The sequence below is a fragment of the Vibrio sp. WZ-1 genome (assembly GCF_052037695.1).
Taxonomy (GTDB): domain Bacteria; phylum Pseudomonadota; class Gammaproteobacteria; order Enterobacterales; family Vibrionaceae; genus Vibrio.
In genome coordinates this window covers 1-18,791 of the sequence record NZ_JBQEQR010000064.1, presented here as the reverse complement: position 1 = coordinate 18,791, position 18,791 = coordinate 1, and the positions used below count along the sequence as shown (strand labels likewise).

The window sequence follows — 18,791 nt, the reverse complement described above, 5'->3', positions numbered from 1 at the left end:
TTGGGTATAACTATAATAAGGAGACTAGATGGACCATCCGGCTTACTTGCAAATCGTTGCGTTGCTAACACGAATTCAAAACTATCCTGGCTTATCTGGACTCGACTATATTCTGGACCGCGTCGAGATCATATGCTGTCAAAATGATTATCAATTGTGTGAACAAGCAGATAGCTTTGTTAAGGGGTTTACCTGTGATCGCAACGATCAATTAGAGCAGGCAATTTTGTTTTATCAACGATGCATCGAAATTAGTCCAGCGCGTAAAAACGCTTTACGCTTCCAAGCTCACATTTTATTAGCATCGATCTACGCTGATCGTGAACAATATAGAGAAGCTTATGCTCTGTACCAAGAAGTACTACTTCACACGCATCTATTAGATACAAATGCTCTTTCTCTGCTATATACAAATGTTAGTGACTTGTATCTTTCGTTGGAGAAATACCACCAGGCTGTCGACCTGGCAAAGTTGGGAGCACAAGCCTCAGAAAAAGTTTGCAACCAAGTTAATCAAGCCATCTGCCAACTTAATATAGGCCTAGGTCTGGGGAAGCTCCAACAAATTGACAAAGCCTTGGTGTCTATTGAGCGAGCATTGAGTATTGCATTAGAAATAAAAGAGCAAAGAATTGAAGCTATTTCTCACGGTTATCTTGCCCAAACAAAAATTCATAGCGAAGAGTTTTCCTTCGATAATATCGAGCAACATTTCATTACTGCGCATAAGCTGTTTGCCCAAGTAAAAGATAAACATAATCAACAAGAAAACTTAACGTCACATCTAGACTTCCTAGTCCAGCACTTGAAGTTTGAACAAGCTCAAGTACTTTGTAATCAGTTGGCACAAGATGAAGAGTTAAAGAATAACTTTGGCTTCTACTCCAAATACTGTCGTGCACAAATAGCCATCTATCAATATGGTCATAACTGGCAGGAGCTGGCAAAATTTCAAAGCATGTTTATCGCGCATCTAGAGAATCAATTAGACGATAATAAACAAAATGACGCCGAACAGTTGCGAGGACAAATAACTCATCTTACCCAAGATCAAGCGCACCTTGTCATGAAGAATATCCAGGAGCAAATCGGTACGCTTACGGATATAGGTCAAAGCATTGCGACATCTAATGACTTAGAGAAAGGTTTAGCATTTATCTACCAAAAAGTGGGCTTAGTATTTCCAACTGATGAATTCGGAATTGCGTTGTACAACCAAGATACTCACGAGCTAGATTATCGATACTTTTTTGATAGCGATGGGCTAGTAGAACGACTGGTTATTAACTGTGACCAAGATAAAAATATTGGGAGTTATGTGGTTCGAAAAGCTCAGACGGTGCACATAAACAATGTGAATGATGAATCGATCAGTAGTTTCGTACCGCTAGATGATAGAAAAGATCATGATTTGGTGGTGTTCAATAACGATAAAATAGCTCGTTCTGTCATCCTAACGCCCATAAAACTTGGTGAACGTATCTTGGGGGTTCTATCTATCCAGCATCACGAACCTGAGCAATACCAGCAACACCATGTTTATCTTTTTGAACAGCTCGCGAGCTTTATTGCTATTTCGCTCGAAAACTTTGAGCAAAGGCAAAACCTACAGCAAGCTAACCTGTTGCTGGAAACGTTGTCTCGCACCGAACCCCTTACGGGCCTCTACAATCGATACCAACTCGATTCCATGACGCCTTCACTTATCTCTAATGCCCAAGTTAATAACCACGCATTAGCCTTAGTGATCATCGATATTGATTACTACAAAGGCTACAACGACTTTCATGGACATCACAAAGGTGATCTAGCATTAAAACTAGTTTCTAGTGTTCTAAAAAGTGTTTTTGAACAGTTTGATACTCATATTTTCCGTTATGGTGGAGACGAGTTTCTCATCATATGTGAAAACCTCAATGAAGCTCAACTTATGTCAAAGCTCTCTTTGCTCCAAGAACAAATAGAAGATCTACACCTAAGCAACCCACTTTCTCAATGCGCAGAAATATTGACTTTATCTGTGGGTGCGGTGAATTTCTATAGCCTAGACAGTTGCTGTTTTGAAGAGCTGTTTACCATTGCTGACAAGCAACTATATCGTGCAAAAGAGAAGGGTCGCAATGCTGTAAGTTTTGCTACCCATTCATTTTCTTTAGAGTCCGTTTAGCTCATTACTATCTGATCAACAATTATATTGTTGTTGATCAGATATCAAGTCTATCGAATCATTCAACCGATTGATTCAGTTCACTCTCTTTAAAGACGATAAACGCACGGCGGTTTAAAGCATTCGCTTCTGGAGATTCTTCGTTGATCACAGGTTGAAGCTCACCAAAGGCTTTTACTTCCCACACAAACTGCGATGGATCGAGTTTCGTCTTGAGATACGCCACCACGGTTTGTGCTCTTTGCTCCGCCAGTTGTTCATTATAAGAGAGCGAGCCCACTTGGTCGGTATGACCAGCCACCATAATGCTACCCTCTAAACCTTGCAGTTTTGCGATGAAATCATCTAATTGTGAAAGGTCTTCCGGTTTTAATTCCGACTTATCGAAATCAAAGTGCGGCGTCATCGCCATGTAGATCTTACGTTCTGGTTTTGGCGGCTCACAGAAAGGCATCTCTTCGTATTTCTTCGCCTCTTCAAACATCACGTAAGCGCGACGGTTTTCGGCGCGAGCTTGATCCGATTTACCCAACGCTAGCGGCTGCGACTCACCAAAGTGTTTCACTTCCCAATCGTATTGCTCTGGGTTGAGTTGTTGCTGAAGATACGCCTCTACCGATTCAGCGCGGCGCATAGACAGCTTCTCGTTATATTCATCAGAGCCTTTAAAATCAGTGTGACCAACAATAGTGATGCGCCCGCTCAAGCCTTGAATATCACGGATGAACGCATCTAGGCTTGCCGCATCGGCTTCACGAATGATGGATTTATCGAAGTCGAAATGCTCGGCAACCGCAATATGGATTTCACGTTGCGGCGCTAAACATTCACTGATCAGAAACTTGGAGACATTGACATCAGCAAACTTTTCTCGGTTCTCTTGGCTTACATACGCATCCGCCGAACAACCTGCCAATATTGCCCCTGCGATCATGCCGCTTAACAAACGAATCGTCGTTTTCATATCGCCCTCTTATAACTTACCAACTAGGTTAATGAATACGCCTGATGCGTCGTAATCGTCATCATTCGCTAGGTTGCCATCAAAGCCCGAGAAGTTGTAACCCACGCCGACTTTGAAGTTGTCGCTCAAATGTTTGTTAACCGAAACCAATGCACCCTGCTCTAACTCGTCGTAGGTGCTGTCCGTCTTCCAGTGGTACTCACCAGTAACGTCCCAATCTTTCATAACACGGTAAGAGGCACTCAAACCATAAAGAGAAACTTTACTGTCGACTGGAATGTCTTCACCTGACTGACGAGTGAAGATTTCATGCTTGTCCTTATAAGCGTATTTCGCGCCTAAATCCCAGTTTGCATCCAACGAGTAGATACCTTCGATTTCGATGATGTGGCTTTCTTCATCTTTGTAATCCACATCACGGTTAAGTTGGTCGAAGTCCACCAAATAGGTGTAGCGAGAGAGTACGTTCAAACGGTCGTTGTAGATTGGGCGATATGCTAAACCTGCAGTGGATTCAATAAAACGAGCCCACACTTTATCGCTCGATTTACTTTCTGAGCGTGAGTAGTTGAACTTGCCAAATAAGGTGTACTCTTCCGTTAGGTGATGCGTGTAACGGTTGGTGGTCACCCACTGGTCAACACGTTTCTTGTCTGGATCTGCAGAATCATCGGTCTTGTCGACACGGTACTCCACTTTGTTCTTGAACAGCACGTCATCGATATCGATGGACGTACTCACACTCACCGCTTGACGCTCAGTTGTGATCTTTTGGTCGTCTTCGATTTCACCTTTTTGATAGCCAATGCCCATGTCGATGTCGTCGTTCATGTCGTAACCGAAGCCAAACGAGTCGATACGGCCTTTGCCGTTATTCTCATCGACAAACTGGTTTTCTTGGTAAAAATCAATCGTCGAAGTCAGATCTGCACGTTGGCCGATAATGACGTTATTTTTACCTTCGTACGTGTCGTCTACGTAGGTTAAGTAGGTGCTGTAATCATCGGTTACGTCATACGTCACGCTCGCCTGTGCGGCATCACCACGGTCACCGGTGGTGTATTCCGCGCCAACCACGAAGTCTTCCAGAATACGGGTCTCACCACCAAGTGTAACGCTGTCGTTCTCATCATATTCGTCGGTCTGACCTACGGTTTTCTGACCTTTGATGTAAACGTTGTTGTCACTGTCCCAGATATAATCGGCACGAAGACCCGCTAAGGTACCCTTGCCTTTTTCATCTTGATTATTTAACTCTTCAACTTGTTTACCTGCCGCCGAGATCTTTATGTGTTTGGTGACTTTAACTTGCGTTTCCAATTCTGCTTGTTGAGTATCGGTTCGCAAGTCACCGTTAGATTCTCGCTCTTCAACCGACGTAAAGCGCGTCTTCACCGCAACACGATCAGTGGCTTGGAAACGAATTTCGGTACCGTAAGACTCTTGTTCTAAATCGTCATCTTGGCTAGCAAAGCTGTAGCCTGCATCTTTGGATTTGTACCAAGCTTTAACATCGTTGCCTACCGCAGAGAATACATTTGGCGCTAAGTCGTAAAGGTTCATTACCCCTTTCACTTGGTAGATATCACCTTCACGATCCTCGACATTGCTACCAATTGGGGTAAATGTTAAACCGCCATCGAAAGAAACGTAGTTAGAGTCGGTTTGACGACCTTTACTGTGCCCGAATTCAGCTTTCAAATACGTGCCTTCAGAAGCACGCAAGGTTAAGTCTGTACCGTATGCTTCGTAGTCTTGATTGTCTTTTTCTTCAGTTTGGTAGTTCGCGCCAACGCCGATGTAGTCATTTACCCACCCCTTCACTCGGCCACCAGCCGTCAACGCATCGATTGCATCACTACCTTGGGGAACGTATTCGTAATCTACTGCAAGATAGTTGTTGTAACCCGATGCGGGTTGATCGTTGATAACCGAACCAAAGTTGTCAGAAATGATGTTGTTTAGTGGCCTGGTTAGAATAATTCGGCCTTGATACGGGTCAATTTCATAGTCACGCCCCGATTGCAGCGGCATTTCTTGAATGGTGATGCTACTGTCTGGATCAACAACTTTCACCATCACCTTGTCACTGCCTGGCACTACTTCACCATGACGGAGGAAGTAAAGCGAGCCACCAGTGCCGAGAAACTCATCGTGAGCAAAGAGCGAATCGGATTCTGCCACAAAGCCGACGATGTTTAGGCGGTCTTCACCAAACTTGGTGGTTGAACGTGTACGGTAGTCGCCTTTGAAACCATATAGGCTTCGGTTGTAGTCGTTGTTGTCAGTACCAGTGATACCTGTGTTGTAGTTGCCCCACAAGATGTTGGATTTATCATACTCAACGTTGAGATAAACCTTACCTTTGGTGTTCACCACTTTGTAAATGTTTGAGCTGTCGCCGTAGTTGCCGTAATACATCTCATCGTCATCTTCTAGAATGTCGAACACACTTGATGAATCAGAAGCAAACGGATGCTTAAACATGTCTCGCACATCACTTTCTTTAGTATCAAAGTGGGTGGTCACTCGAAGTTTATCGCCAAACTTACCTTGGCCGAAATACGCTAAGCGACCTTGGTTGTAAATGTCATCTTGGTATTGGTCATCCACGGCCAGTGCTGCCGAGTTACCGGTGACTTTGTTTTTACCAATGTAGAAGTCAGCAAGACCCGCTTGTACCCAATATTCATCAGGAATACGCACATAAAGCTGATAACGACGCTCTTCACCGTTGTCGAACACCACTCGAGTTGGGAATAAATAGGCGTCTGCTGGCAGATACTGCTCTGCGTATAGCTCGCCTTTTTCTACATCAAATTCATCTTCACCAATAACAACTTTATCGACGCCTTTTAATCCCGTCCCCATGAATCTTGCCAGGCCTGCAGAGGTTGGGATGTTATGACGCATTAACTGGGCTTTACCAAGTTTTCGGCTTTGTTCTTCTTCACCGTCATTCTTATCAATATCGACTTCAGAATCTGGCTCAACAAGGTCAATCACACCAACCGTGGTCACGTCCATATTGCCGTCTTTATCGAAAGCTTTTAAACGGAACAACAGCTGAGTGTTCGATTCAAATTGGTACTCTTGAGTAGTGGAGCCATCCCAAACGATGTTGAAGTCATTTGAAAATTGCTGACCTTCAACTACTGCAAGAGGGTTAACCAAACCACGGTCACCACCACGGAAAACTTCCAGTTGGTAATGATCAACGTAGTAGCTAAAGTTGGTCGTAATAGCGAAGCTCATCTCTTGCAATGGTTTGCCATCTTTCACTTCCACATCACTGCTGATGCTCAGGTCGAGCACTGGGTCAAAACGCATAATGTCGCGGCTTACCCAAATAGCACCTTGCTCTAGGTAGATGCGCGAGTTATCTGTTTGTTCGTGAGCTTTAACTTCAATACCCAGTGAGTCACTGTCAATTTTCTCCAATTGGCTGGTGTCTTTCGCGTACGAAAGCATCGGTAACGCAGCCACGATACACATTGTCAGTTTTGATTGCCTAAATCTAATCATAATAATCCTGCTTAACCGCTTGAGTGGTTGGCTGGGACTTGCCCAGCCTGCGTTTGTACTGCGAACGGTTAATCATCCCCACTGCTTTTGATGCTGAAGTTAAATTTCGTCAGTTTGTTTGGTGTAATTCGGCGTACTTTCGGGTTCTCACTGATCACCGTCATACCTGTTGGTAGCGAGTCTGTATCCACTTTGACCAAGAACTGCTTACCTTTCTTATTCAACACCCACTGATCTGGAACGTGGTATCGACCATATTGGTCTGTTTCGATGATGATGCCTTCGACCGTTAACAGTCGAACACCCGGGATACCGTCTTCGTAAAGTCCTTTGTTCTCTACGATGATTTCCCATAAATACGCATCACCATCTCGGTAGAGGTTTCTCACTACATCAATGTTCTCTGCCGAAAGACCTTTCTTCTTGTCTCCTTTGTGCTTAGTAATCGCGTTACCTTGCTTGTCGAACTCGATATATGTGCCGTTATCTGTGGTCACCTTGAATGGGAAGCCTTGACGAGTTCGAGTCTTGAATTGGAATACCACTTTGTTGCTGTGCTCAAGCGTTCGGTTACGTGATAAGCCGTATAGCTCATCTACTTCGTAGCCTTTGTCGATGCTAGACATCAGCACACCTTGACCTTGTTGGGTGACTTGAACATCTTTAAGCTGCGTTTCAACCCCATCTTGCGTGATGAAAGTTGAGCCCGGAATGTACTCACCTGCGGCTAAATCGACATCGATGTAAATATCGTCCGCTGTTGCGTCAGCTTGGAAACCGTCACCATTATGATCTTCAAACACCTTGCCGATGATCGAAGCTGTGTCGAATACCTTATCTGGCATCACTTCTACCGTGGCGCTAGCTTGGTTTGATTTCACCACATAACTTGTGGTCGCGCTTTGAGCTGAGAAACTCTCTGCTGGTGGTGCTTCTGCCCATGCGGTGTTGGTGTAGACGCCAAAGGTAGCACCGACACTGACGCGCATTAGGTAACGAATACGAACAGAATCAGCGGTTTTCGAGTCACCTTTGCCGTAAATATTCATGTCACCAACATCAAAGAACAGTTGGTTAGTTTTTGTTGGCTCTACCGTAATTTGAATGTCATCCGAGGTGTCAAATACGCCATCAGGTCCACTATTGACCATCTCAGTAGAGTCTGGAATGTAAGCAAAGCCACCTGGGTAACGGTCCACCAAACGCACACCCGTGAATGGGTTTTCTTTATCTTCATTGGTGATGGTTACTTCGTACTCCACCACTTCACCTACACTCGCTTCTGACTTACTCGCAACCTTCGTTACGGTCAGCATGCCCTCGTTGTAAGCTTGTTTCTTCACTTTGATAGTGACATTGGCGGTCGCGAATTCACCCGTCGGCGCTGTCGCAGTGAAAACGTTAGTGAAGTTGTCATCAATACCCTGATTGATCTCGCCAGCCACCACAATTTGATACTCATTACCTTGGTAGGCTTTCATGGTGTGGTTTGAGTCGACGTTATTATCTGAGTCAACCGAAACCACAGCACCAGATTTAAGCTCAGTGATGGTCGCCGTCCACGAGGTAAATAACGCATTTCCGTTGCTGCCAATCAACTTATCGATTTCATCCAACAAGTTAACGTTGTCAGCATCAGCAGAACCACGGTTGGTTGCTGTCATGGTAAAGGTGATTTCATCGTCGTCATTGGTGTATTCGGTTTTATCCGCTACCTTAGTAACGGCTAGGATGATCGGCTGTGGCTTAATCGTCACGAAATCGTCAGCAAGCACATCACTCTCTGTTTTATCGTACGCATACGCATGGTTGGTTATTTCCCCCATTGCATCCGCGTTCACGACGCCTGTGATTTCAATTTCCAATTTGTCGTTTGGAGCAAGAACTACACGACTATTGATATCAACGTTATCACCTTGGATTTTTGGCAACACGATGGTTCGATCATCACTGTATGAACTTGTCATTCTCCAACTGGTGAATGCGGTAGCTTCAGTGTCATAAATCGTGTTCACTTTCAATTCAGAGATCAGGTCTTTAAGTACAATCTCTTCGGTGAATGAGCCAGATTCGTTACTCAGTACGACATGGTAAGTCGCATTTTCACCCGGACGGTAATATTCCTCGTCAACGGTTTTCTCAAGCTTGACGGATTCTGGCATCGATAGCAGTATCGCACTCGCTTCTTGAGTATCACCGCGGAATGTCGCACTTGCGGTGTTTTCAATCTCACCCGTCGCATATTGATTAACAAGCCCTGTAATCACAAACTCAACTTCATCATTCGCAGCAATCGTTAACATCGAATCAATGTCTGCGTTCACTCCCGGAATGTTAGTGATGTCTGTTTCTGGATTGCTCTTATTCACATCAATACGCCAAGAGTCGAAGGCTTTAACGGTGGTGCCATCAAGGCGCACTACGTCAAGATCGCTTATGGCATCTTTCACCTCAACGTCTGTTGCTGGCACCGTACCTTCGTTCTTCACTTTGACACGGAAAGTCGCTTCTTTACCCGGAATGTAGTACTCACTATCCGTAGTCTTCTCGATAGAAATACCTTGTGACTGAGGTTGAATAGTCGCGCTCGATTGCTGCGTGGTACCGTTCAAATCCGCAGTGGCAATGTTGGTAATTTCACTTGCTGCCAACGGATTCGTTTTCGCGGTAATCGTAAATTCAACGATGTCATGTGGCGCGATATCGATAACCGAACGAATATCTCGATCATCTACTGGCGTTGGCGTAATCGTCGTACGTGTGTCTTTGCTAATAGTTTTAATTGTCCAACTGACAAACGCGCGATCACTGACACCATTCACGTTGGTCGTTCTGATACCCGACAGGATATCATCGAGTTTGATGTCGTTATCAAAGCCATCGGTACCGTTATAAACGCGAACGTGGAATACCGCTTCCTCACCCGGAATGTAGAAAGGTGATTCCACCGTTTTCTCTATCCACACTTCCTCAGGTAAGGTTTCTAAAGTTGCCGTAGCATCAATCGTTGCGCCACCAAACTCCGTAGTAGCGGTGTTTATGATGTTCGCAACCGCACTGCCATTGACCGTACCCGTAATGGCAAACTCCACCGTATCACCTGGAGCGATATCAATATTGGTAGAGATATCATCATTTGGTCCTGGGACTTTGTCGATATTGGTGCGAGGGTCACCCTTGGTGGTCACGATTGTCCAGTCTTTGAATGCTGGCGCCATAGAGCCGCCCGATGTCTCCACTTCCAGTGCAGAAATGAGGTCTTCCACTTTTACATCTGACGCAAAGCCTGAACCGTTATTGGTCACTTTGACGCGGAAAGTAGAGAACTCACCCGGTTGGTAGTAACGTTCATCAGTGGCTTTCTCCAGAACAATATCACCCGGACGAGGTTTCAGCGTTGCAGTCGCAGTAACGTCTTTGCTGTTATGGTTCAAGGTCGCTTGGTTAACGATATCCCCTGTAGCTTCGGTATTGACGAGACCAATCACGTACAGTGTGATGGTGTCACTTGGCGCAAGGTCGATGTTGTAATCAATATCCTTATCCACGACTAGAGAGTTAGCATCCACCGTCGTTAATGAACTGCCCGCTACGTATTGCACCGCCCATTGCAAGAAGGCTTGATTGGTCGAGCCATCTACGGTCGTTACTGTCAATGCGCCAATCTCATCTTTCAGGTTGATGTCATTGGCATAGCTATTATCTTGGTTAACGATCTTCAAGATGTAACCAGCTGCTTGGTTCGGGCTATAGAACTCAACCATCGGTTCTTTTGTGAAGGTTAAATCTGGGATTTTTGCTGTACTGGTCGCGTCAGCAGTCTTGTTTGTACCGTTATAGGTCACTTCGACCTTGTTAGTGACATCCCCGACAACTTCCGGATCTAGCTCCCCTTCTACGGTCAGAGTCACAACGTCATTTGGACCAATATCCAAACTACCGTCCAAGAACTCCCCTGTTGCTGATGGGAACTTTGTATCACCAGTTTGCGAAGCTGCATTAAAGAAGATGGTGCCAGACTCAAACGCTTTCACCGTTGCACCAGTAATGGTGGTAGAGGTGATGTCGTTTACAAGGTCTTTAACTTGAACGTCATTCGCCCAGTTCGCAGTCGTGTTCTCAATTTTGATTGTATAAGTCAGTGTATCGCCAGATTCATACTGGTTCTTATCAACCGTTTTATCGACAGAAAGATCTGCCGTCGCAGCTACGTAGGTTGCTTCGGCTTTTTGGGAACCAGTTGAATCACTCACTTCCACCACATTAGTGATGTCACCAACAAGATCTGCTTTTACCACACCTTCCACATGCAATTTAACCGTATGATCAGGGTGAATGTTATAACGAACTTGATAACCTTCGCCTTTATCGCCAGTAATCTCCGAGCCAGTAACTTGCTGCGTCAGATTTGGGTTAGTGCCCACAACATTGATTGAGGTAGCAGACCAAGCATCAAACGCACGCACTGGTAATGTAGAACCGGCTTTATCAGCACGAATGTTTTTCCAAAGGTCAGCGATCAGGACATCCGTAGCATAACCATCACCGGTATTTTTGACTTCGATGTCATAACCAATGGTGTCTCCAGGGTGGTAAATTGCCGGTGTGATCGAAGTTACTTTTGTTACTGTCAAATTGCCCGGCTCTGGGACAATCACCTTCTCTTTTAGGTTGTAAGTGAAATAATTCGAGCCCGAGTTCAACTTACCTTGTAGCTGGTTGGTAAACTCGCCGACTGCATCATCACGAACATGCCCTACAACCTCAATTAAGATCTCAGTGTATGTATCGTCAGCCGCTTTACCGCCCATTTGTACTGTGACATCAATGTCACTATTCGCAGCAATAGCGTTGAGGTTGCTAATATCCGTATATGATGGGTTGCCATCCGTAATCACGCGTGCGCTTACTGTCCAGTCTTTTAACGCTATCTGCTCTGAACCATCAGCCACTTTTACTTTGTAACTGCTGATAGTATCTCGAATATCGATCTGCTCGTTATTCGATGTTTGGTTGCGAATGCGCATTTGATAACGAACTTCTGAACCTGGCGTGTAGGTCGGTGTATCGGTTGATTTTTGTGCGATTAGGCTCGACGTGCCTGGGTCGAGAACAACGGGATTACTATCGTCACCATTCACCTTGGCGATATTAGTGATGGTGCCTGTTGCGTCTGCAGCTACCGTACCGTCAACCTCGAATACCACGGTATCTCCCGGCATCAAATCAAATACCGCATTAAGAGGTACTGTACCTTGATAAGCACCAGTGATAGAGAATCTATCCGCATCTGGAGCACTGATAATGGCAACGCTGTAATCTTGGAATGCAGGCCTACCATCAGAAGTGTTTATTGTGTTCAGTTCATCCACGATTGTGGCATCATTTGCAATACTCTCACCGATATTAGTGACACTGACTTGGTATTGCACTTGACCATTCGGGTTGTAATGACACCCAGAACCAGAGGTCGACGGGAAGGTACAAGAGCTGCTATCAGCCGTCGTACTCAGTACCGACTTTTCAAAGCTTAATACAGGAGCCACTGGCGGAATCACATCTGTGGTATCACTGTGATTGCCTGCTTTTCCTGTGTTGCCATCAATATCACCTAATGCATCAGGGCGGACTTTTCCTTTCACCGTAAATTCAATGACTTCTTCGGGAGCGATATCGACTAGAAGGTCTAAGTTATCGGATGCATCATAAGGTTCAATGTAGGTATCTTGCGTTCCCGAAGTGCCCACAGAAGTGAACACGTGGGAAATTGACGTTTCTGAGAATGCCGACTTCGTGGCCCCACCAACGACTTCAACACGAACGCCAGAAACGATGTCTTGGATCACCGTCTGGTCACGCCAAACTGGCTCTGTATTGGTAACAGTAAACTTGTAAATAACCTCATCGTTAGGCTTGTAAGTATCGCCCGATGTGTAAGCTTTACCTGCGATAGACACAATTTCTTTGCTCACGGTAAGATTGCTGCCTTCTGGAGTAACCGTCGCTGTACTGAAGTTAGAACCATTGTATTTCGGCTTCACTACAATTTGAGCAAGTGCGTCTTGGCGGATTTGCGACTCCATAACAAAGTCAATCCAACCACCTGGAGCAATAGACAGCTTGGCGATATCAATATCGGCATTGGCACCACCTACATACCCATCGATCAGCGTGGTTGCCTCTCCAGAAGTCGTTGCCTTCACAGTCCAACCATATTGATCGAATGCTGGTAGCGTCTGCGAGTCTGCTTCACCATCCGCATTCTGTGCAGTACGAACTTTGACTTTCGAGAAAAACTCTTCGAGAGACTTATTGTACTCCAGACCTTTACCCTTGTTCTCTATGCGCAAGTGGTAAACGATTTTCTCGCTATTCGTTGTGTGATTGTATGTGGTTTTATGCGTAGCAAACGTTGTATCCGTATACGCTTTATGCGTTTTAGAGATATTCGCTGGCAACATATTCACAGGCTCTGATGGCAAGTTATGGCTGTTATCAACAACGGCTACGTTGAGGATCTGTCCTACGGCTTGCTCACTGATCTTCGCCTTAATGGTGTACTTAACAAACGTACCGCCGGTTACAAAGTCATTTGCCGCAAGGTTGAAGTTAGTATTGATGTCCGTGTTGTTACTGACTTTACCCGCATCACTGATCGTACTCGTGTCCACACTCGGAGTAATCGTCCATGAGTCAAATGCACGCCCTTTCACTCCACCAAAGTAATCCGTTTGAATTTTGCTGATTTCATCTTTGATTGGCATCTGATTGATGTGAACGTTGTTTAAGTTCTTCAATAAGATTTCGTATTCGATGTAACCACCAGGCGTATATCCGCCCGTCAATTCGGTGGTGCCATCTTGGTCATAGAGTTTTACGACGTGTTTAGAGAAATCGTATTTCTCGGCAGATGCCTTAGTCTCTGCACTCACGGTATCACCGTCGACGGTCAATAGGTTTAGGATCTTACCCACCGCATTTTTATTGACGGTTGCAGTAACTACATACTCAATCTTTGTACCTGTCGGGATGGAGGCATGGGTATTGATGTCTTTGTTATCCGCGATACTGCTATCTAAATCGAGGATCGCTTTATCACTGCCACTCACAATACGTGGCGCTACCATCCAACCAGAATCAAAGGCTTTTTCATTTTTACCATCAACGAGATCAACCGTGATACCCGATAATTCATCAATCACTGGGATGTTGTAGGCGTTACCTTTACCATCGTTTTCAATGGTTAATCGGTAAACCAATGGCTTCCCTGGCTCATAACTGGATTGATCAACAGTTTTACTAAATGAAAGATGGTAGCCATTTGGAACAACCGTGATACCACCGATAGTAATCGTGCCGACGGCATCCTCACGAACAACACCTTCAACTTCAAAAGTCACCGAATCACCACCAGCCACATCAATCGTTGTGTTGATGTTCTGGTTATCTGCAACAATGCCATCCAGCGTACCATCTGTGGTACCGTCTCCACCGTTGCTATCTTGCTTACTTACATCAACGGTATAGCCAGACGCATATGGCGTATCTTTGCTGCCATCAAGTAGTTGAGTCTTAACACTATCAATATCTTCTTTAACTGGATGATCATTCACATAACCCGTTTGTGAAGAAACGGTAACTTGGTAGGTTAAAGTATCGCCCGGTGAGTAGAAGTTTGATTCTTTACCGTTAACCAGCAACTTTCTGACCACATCACCGCCATTGTATGCGCGCTCCATTTCGTGGTGAGAAACGTGTGAATCTTCTTTGTTGTCGATATAGCGATACACATAGGCATCGTTTTCGATCTTATTGTTGAGGGTGGTTCCATCAAGTGAGCCAACAACATTATCTTTGACGCGCGCTCTGATCTGGAAAGTTCGAATTTCTCCAGAATCCAAACTCATTGTCGCGCCTTTGCCACCTGGAGGATAAATGAAGTCTTCGTTAGTGGCAGGCTCAAAGCCTGAACCAGTATTAAACTGCCAGTATTCAAACGGGTTTTGATCAGGATAATCTTGGAACTGATTGTCTTTATCGTTCGCTAGAACCGACTTGATATCATTCAGATAGTCATACACTTTCAATCCATGTTCGGTTGTCGCCCCGTTATTCAAAACGCGAATTTCATAAGTCACGTCTTCCCCGGGAATAAAGCGAACTTTATCAGCCGTTTTAAGAATCGAAACGTTTAAAGAGTCTCCCGATACATGACCGATTTCAGCAGAAGAGGATTGATTCAAGTTAGTCGATGGATCGTAGGTTTCTGCCGTGTTCGAGATTTCATCTTCCGTATAATCATCTTTCACTTTACCTTCGATATCATAGACAACGTAACCTTCATCACCATTGATCTTCGGGTCGATATCAATACGGCTATTGATGTTTCCATTATCTGGGTATCCAGTCGTTTTCTCACCAGCATAACTACCTGTTTTATATGGTGAATTATTAGAGTCTGTACTCGATGTGATTTTCCACTCTGAGAAGGCATTGAGGCCAATGATGTCATCTGTGACTCTCACTTCATTTGCATAACCAGGTCCTGTATTAACAATGGTCACTTTAAAGTTTACCCATTGTCCTGGAACAAAATCGTCATCTGGGGTTGTCTTAGCTACAACGATTTTTGGATCATGTGGGAACACAATAACAGTGTCTGCCACCGAAGATTGAATGCCTGAATCAGGCGTTTTGACATCCGCAGTGTTGTCAAAGCGAGTGAAGAGGATTTCATCAGGCGTATCACGGTCGATTTGAGCCACGATGGTGTATAGCACTTCCACGTTTGGTGGGATCTGCACTTTGGTATTTAAGTCCGTGTTGTCAGCGAACGTACCAACATCGGTATATGTAGCATTTCCATTTAGGCGAGGGTCATCTGAAATAATCTCTGCGCTAATTTGCCAAGACTTAAACACTGGTTTCGTCATGCCATCTGGCTCAAGGACACCAGCTTTAATCGTCGACAACAGATCTCTTACTTCAACGTCAGTCGCGTAGCCATTCTCTTTCGCGTTCTTTAGGCTGATTTGGTACGTCACTTCGTTGTCTAATTTTGAGTAAGCCGTCTGATCCCCATGGAAGCTTGAGTCTGTGTTTGTTTTTACTCGCTTGTTTAACTGAATCACAAAGTCACGTGGGTCAGAGCCACGGTCCGCATAAACCGAACCATCCACAGTCACTTGGTTAGAGATATGTCCATTTGCGAGCGGATCGGTTTCGGCAACAATGGTATATTCGATGTAAGAGTGAGGCTGAAGCGTCGCAATCACATTTAAGTTGTCCGGGTACTTCACCTCACCAGCAATACCGGTGTCACTTGCGGTTGCAGCACTTCCGTCGTCTTTGAAAGCCTGTCCGGTGATGGTCCAGCCCGTGTACGCAGCAATCTCACTACCATGAATATCTTGAGTTTTAACTGACTTAAGATCATCCAAAACCTGGACTTGGTTAGCGAAACCATCACCATCATTGGTTACTGTGATGGTGTAAGTTAGAGCCTGACCAGAAGAGTAGAAACGACTATCTACATCTTTGCTCGCACGCAAATTATCATCTGGCGTTTGTACACCAGACCCTTCTTCCGTAACGTTATCATTGGCGCAGCTTGTGCTGTCATCCAAGATAAGTCCTATACTGGTATCACTGGTTTTTGCGGTTAGCTTATATTTAATCGTTTTGCCCGGCGCGATATCCGGCGTCAGTGAAAACGGATTTGACGTCCAAATTCCATAACTAAACGAACCAGGGTCCGAACCAATGGAATCCTCGCCTGAAATAACGTCCACTTTCCACTTTTCAAAAGCTTGGCCATTACCAGCACCACCCGCTTGTTCTGTCACGACACAAGTCAAGTTATCTTGCACCAAAAGGTTATTGGCAAAGTACTTGGAAGAACCATTGGTTACCGTAATTTCGTATTCAATCTCTTCTCCTGGTACGTATTCTGACGCCGAGGTCGTTTTGGTAATTGAAATGTCGGAATCCGCTACGCTCAGTACTTTCTCTGCATTTACCGAGTCTGAAATACTTGAACTCTTAACGAGGGTGTCAGCTTGATCCGTCACTGACGCAGTGAAACCTTGCAGAGCACCAATGGTTACAGGGGTTAACGTTGCTTTAACTTGGTAGGTAATCGACTCTCCTGGATAAATCGAAACGATATCATTGAAGTCAACGTTCGTTTGCGTACTGCCCGAATAGGATGAATCTGACTTTCCACCAATGTTTGATACCGTGATGTCCCAAGAATCAAAAGGATTTCCGTCCACATCCGTATTGTTATAGGAAGAAGTACGATCATTAGCTAGACCATTTGGGCTAACCAAGTCTTTAATATTCTGTTTTACATGATAATTGTGAGCAATCGCTCCGCCGTTGTTGGTGACTTTGATTTGGAAATCAACTTTACCATTAATTAGGTAAGGAGATGTCGACTGTAAAGTATGTGCCAATACGATATCTGGATCTGCAGGAGGCGTTGTAAGCTCACTACTGTTAACGGTACCAGCTCGAGTGGTTGATGTCGCTTTGGTGACAATGTCGCCAACAAGGTCGTCAACGACGGTCGCTTTGATGGTGTAGATGGCGTGACCACCAACAGAAAGCTCCGCCCCTTTAACCAACAAATCTCCAGAAGTAGTGAAGGCCCCCGTTTTGCTGCCCGACGAAGCTGTGGCGCTAATTTGAATATTACTGAAAGCTGCACCTGTTGAGCCATCTTGTTTTTGAGCCGTCAGCGTCTCGAACGCTTGCTCGATATCTAAGCCTTTAACAGTAACAGAGCCTCTGTTGGTCGCAATCAGCTTATAAGTTAGCTTACTCCCCACTTGGTATTGAGTCGGCTGAACAGAAGCTTCTAACGTGTAATCGTAATCTGCAGGAGTAAAAGTAATCGTTGATGTATTGGTAAACGTCGTTTCTGTGCCGGAAACGGTACCTTTTACTTCGGTATTGCCTAAGACAATATCCTCAGCGGCATCATCCGCAACGGTGGCTTCAATTTGGTAACTAATACGTCCAAAAGGTAGCAGGCTTGCTCCATTCACAGCAAGGTTGCTGTTGCTTTTGGTATAAGTGCCAGGATTCGAGCCCAATGTATGAGAATCAGAGATTGTTAAGCGGCTAAATGCTTTATTCGAACCAGACATGACTTCCCATATCTTATTCGTCACAGCAACATTACTAATAGTATTCGCTGTCGTATTTTTTACATCAATAGAGTAACTGATCACTTCCCCATTTTCATAGGCTGCCCCAGATGTAGGACTAAACGATATTTCAACTTCCCCCGCAGCCATAGCTTGAGCAGAAACTAAAAACATCAGTAAGAATAAAGTGAGATAGCGTTGAATAATTGGCACAATACTTTTCCGAATTTTATAATATTGATCACTCATGCATGGGACTGTCAATAAAACCAGTCACCACGTCAACAAGTTGACGCTGAGATATTGACAGGAGAAAACTGCACATTGTCACCTTTTTGTCATTTTTTATTTGGAATCAGTTAAAACTCTTTAACTGTCAGTTTTGATTCAGCTTTGCGACAGATCTGAACTGCATTAAAGTAATTAACTTCCCAAAGGCTTTGCACCAAATGTTGTTTAAAGCATACAGCTCCTACGACGTGATAAAAGCTCCATTTCATAGCTATATCTCGCTTTAACTGACAAAAATCATTATCAAATTTAGTTCATATATTCTATTAAATCAGCGTGTTACTCAAAAAATAAGAATATGATGGAGCATTTTTATGGGCAGTGTCACAATTTAACAAGCGACGCTCACAACTGACATTTCTATCAGGCATACAGAAGCCCATCTTCATACTCTCACGTAAGACTATGATACATAGCTAATATCTATCTCAGGAAAATATTCTGTCGAAACAATTAGATTTTCACTCGGAGATCTAAAATAGAATTATTTTGATGCCCGTAAAGGAACTCGGGACAGATAGGAGAGGAAGGAGCCAAGAAAGCCCCTTCCTATATACTCAAGTAACTTCAAGATGCAGGATTCAGAGCGCTATCACTGGCTCCCTGTTTACCGAAAGTAAGCAAGGAAAAAACAAAGCGAAATAGCAGGCTCTTTCCAAATTGTTGCCTTGCCTTCAAACCAAGTCATTCT

4 protein-coding genes are annotated in these 18,791 nt (G+C 44.5%); 1 reads left to right on the top strand and 3 read right to left on the bottom strand.

Features of this window, described 5'->3' with window-relative positions; all coding sequences use genetic code 11:
- The first annotated feature begins 28 nt into the window (after positions 1-28).
- Positions 29-2,167: a diguanylate cyclase gene (locus tag ACTS60_RS07380; protein WP_440887714.1), complete on the top strand. Its 2,139-nt coding sequence runs from the start codon at positions 29-31 to the stop codon at positions 2,165-2,167.
- Positions 2,168-2,225: 58 nt separating this feature from the next.
- Here ACTS60_RS07380 and ACTS60_RS07375 read toward each other — a convergent pair whose 3' ends face one another.
- The 3 genes from ACTS60_RS07375 to ACTS60_RS07365 form a co-directional block, all read right to left on the bottom strand.
- Positions 2,226-3,131, bottom strand: a complete 906-nt coding sequence (locus ACTS60_RS07375) for an OmpA family protein (RefSeq protein WP_440887713.1) — start codon at positions 3,129-3,131, stop codon at positions 2,226-2,228.
- A gap of 9 nt (positions 3,132-3,140) precedes the next feature.
- Positions 3,141-6,656: a hypothetical protein gene (locus tag ACTS60_RS07370; RefSeq protein WP_440887712.1), complete on the bottom strand. Its 3,516-nt coding sequence runs from the start codon at positions 6,654-6,656 to the stop codon at positions 3,141-3,143.
- Between the two features lie 68 nt (positions 6,657-6,724).
- Positions 6,725-17,809: a hypothetical protein gene (locus tag ACTS60_RS07365; protein WP_440887809.1), complete on the bottom strand. Its 11,085-nt coding sequence runs from the start codon at positions 17,807-17,809 to the stop codon at positions 6,725-6,727.
- Positions 17,810-18,791 lie beyond the last annotated feature (982 nt).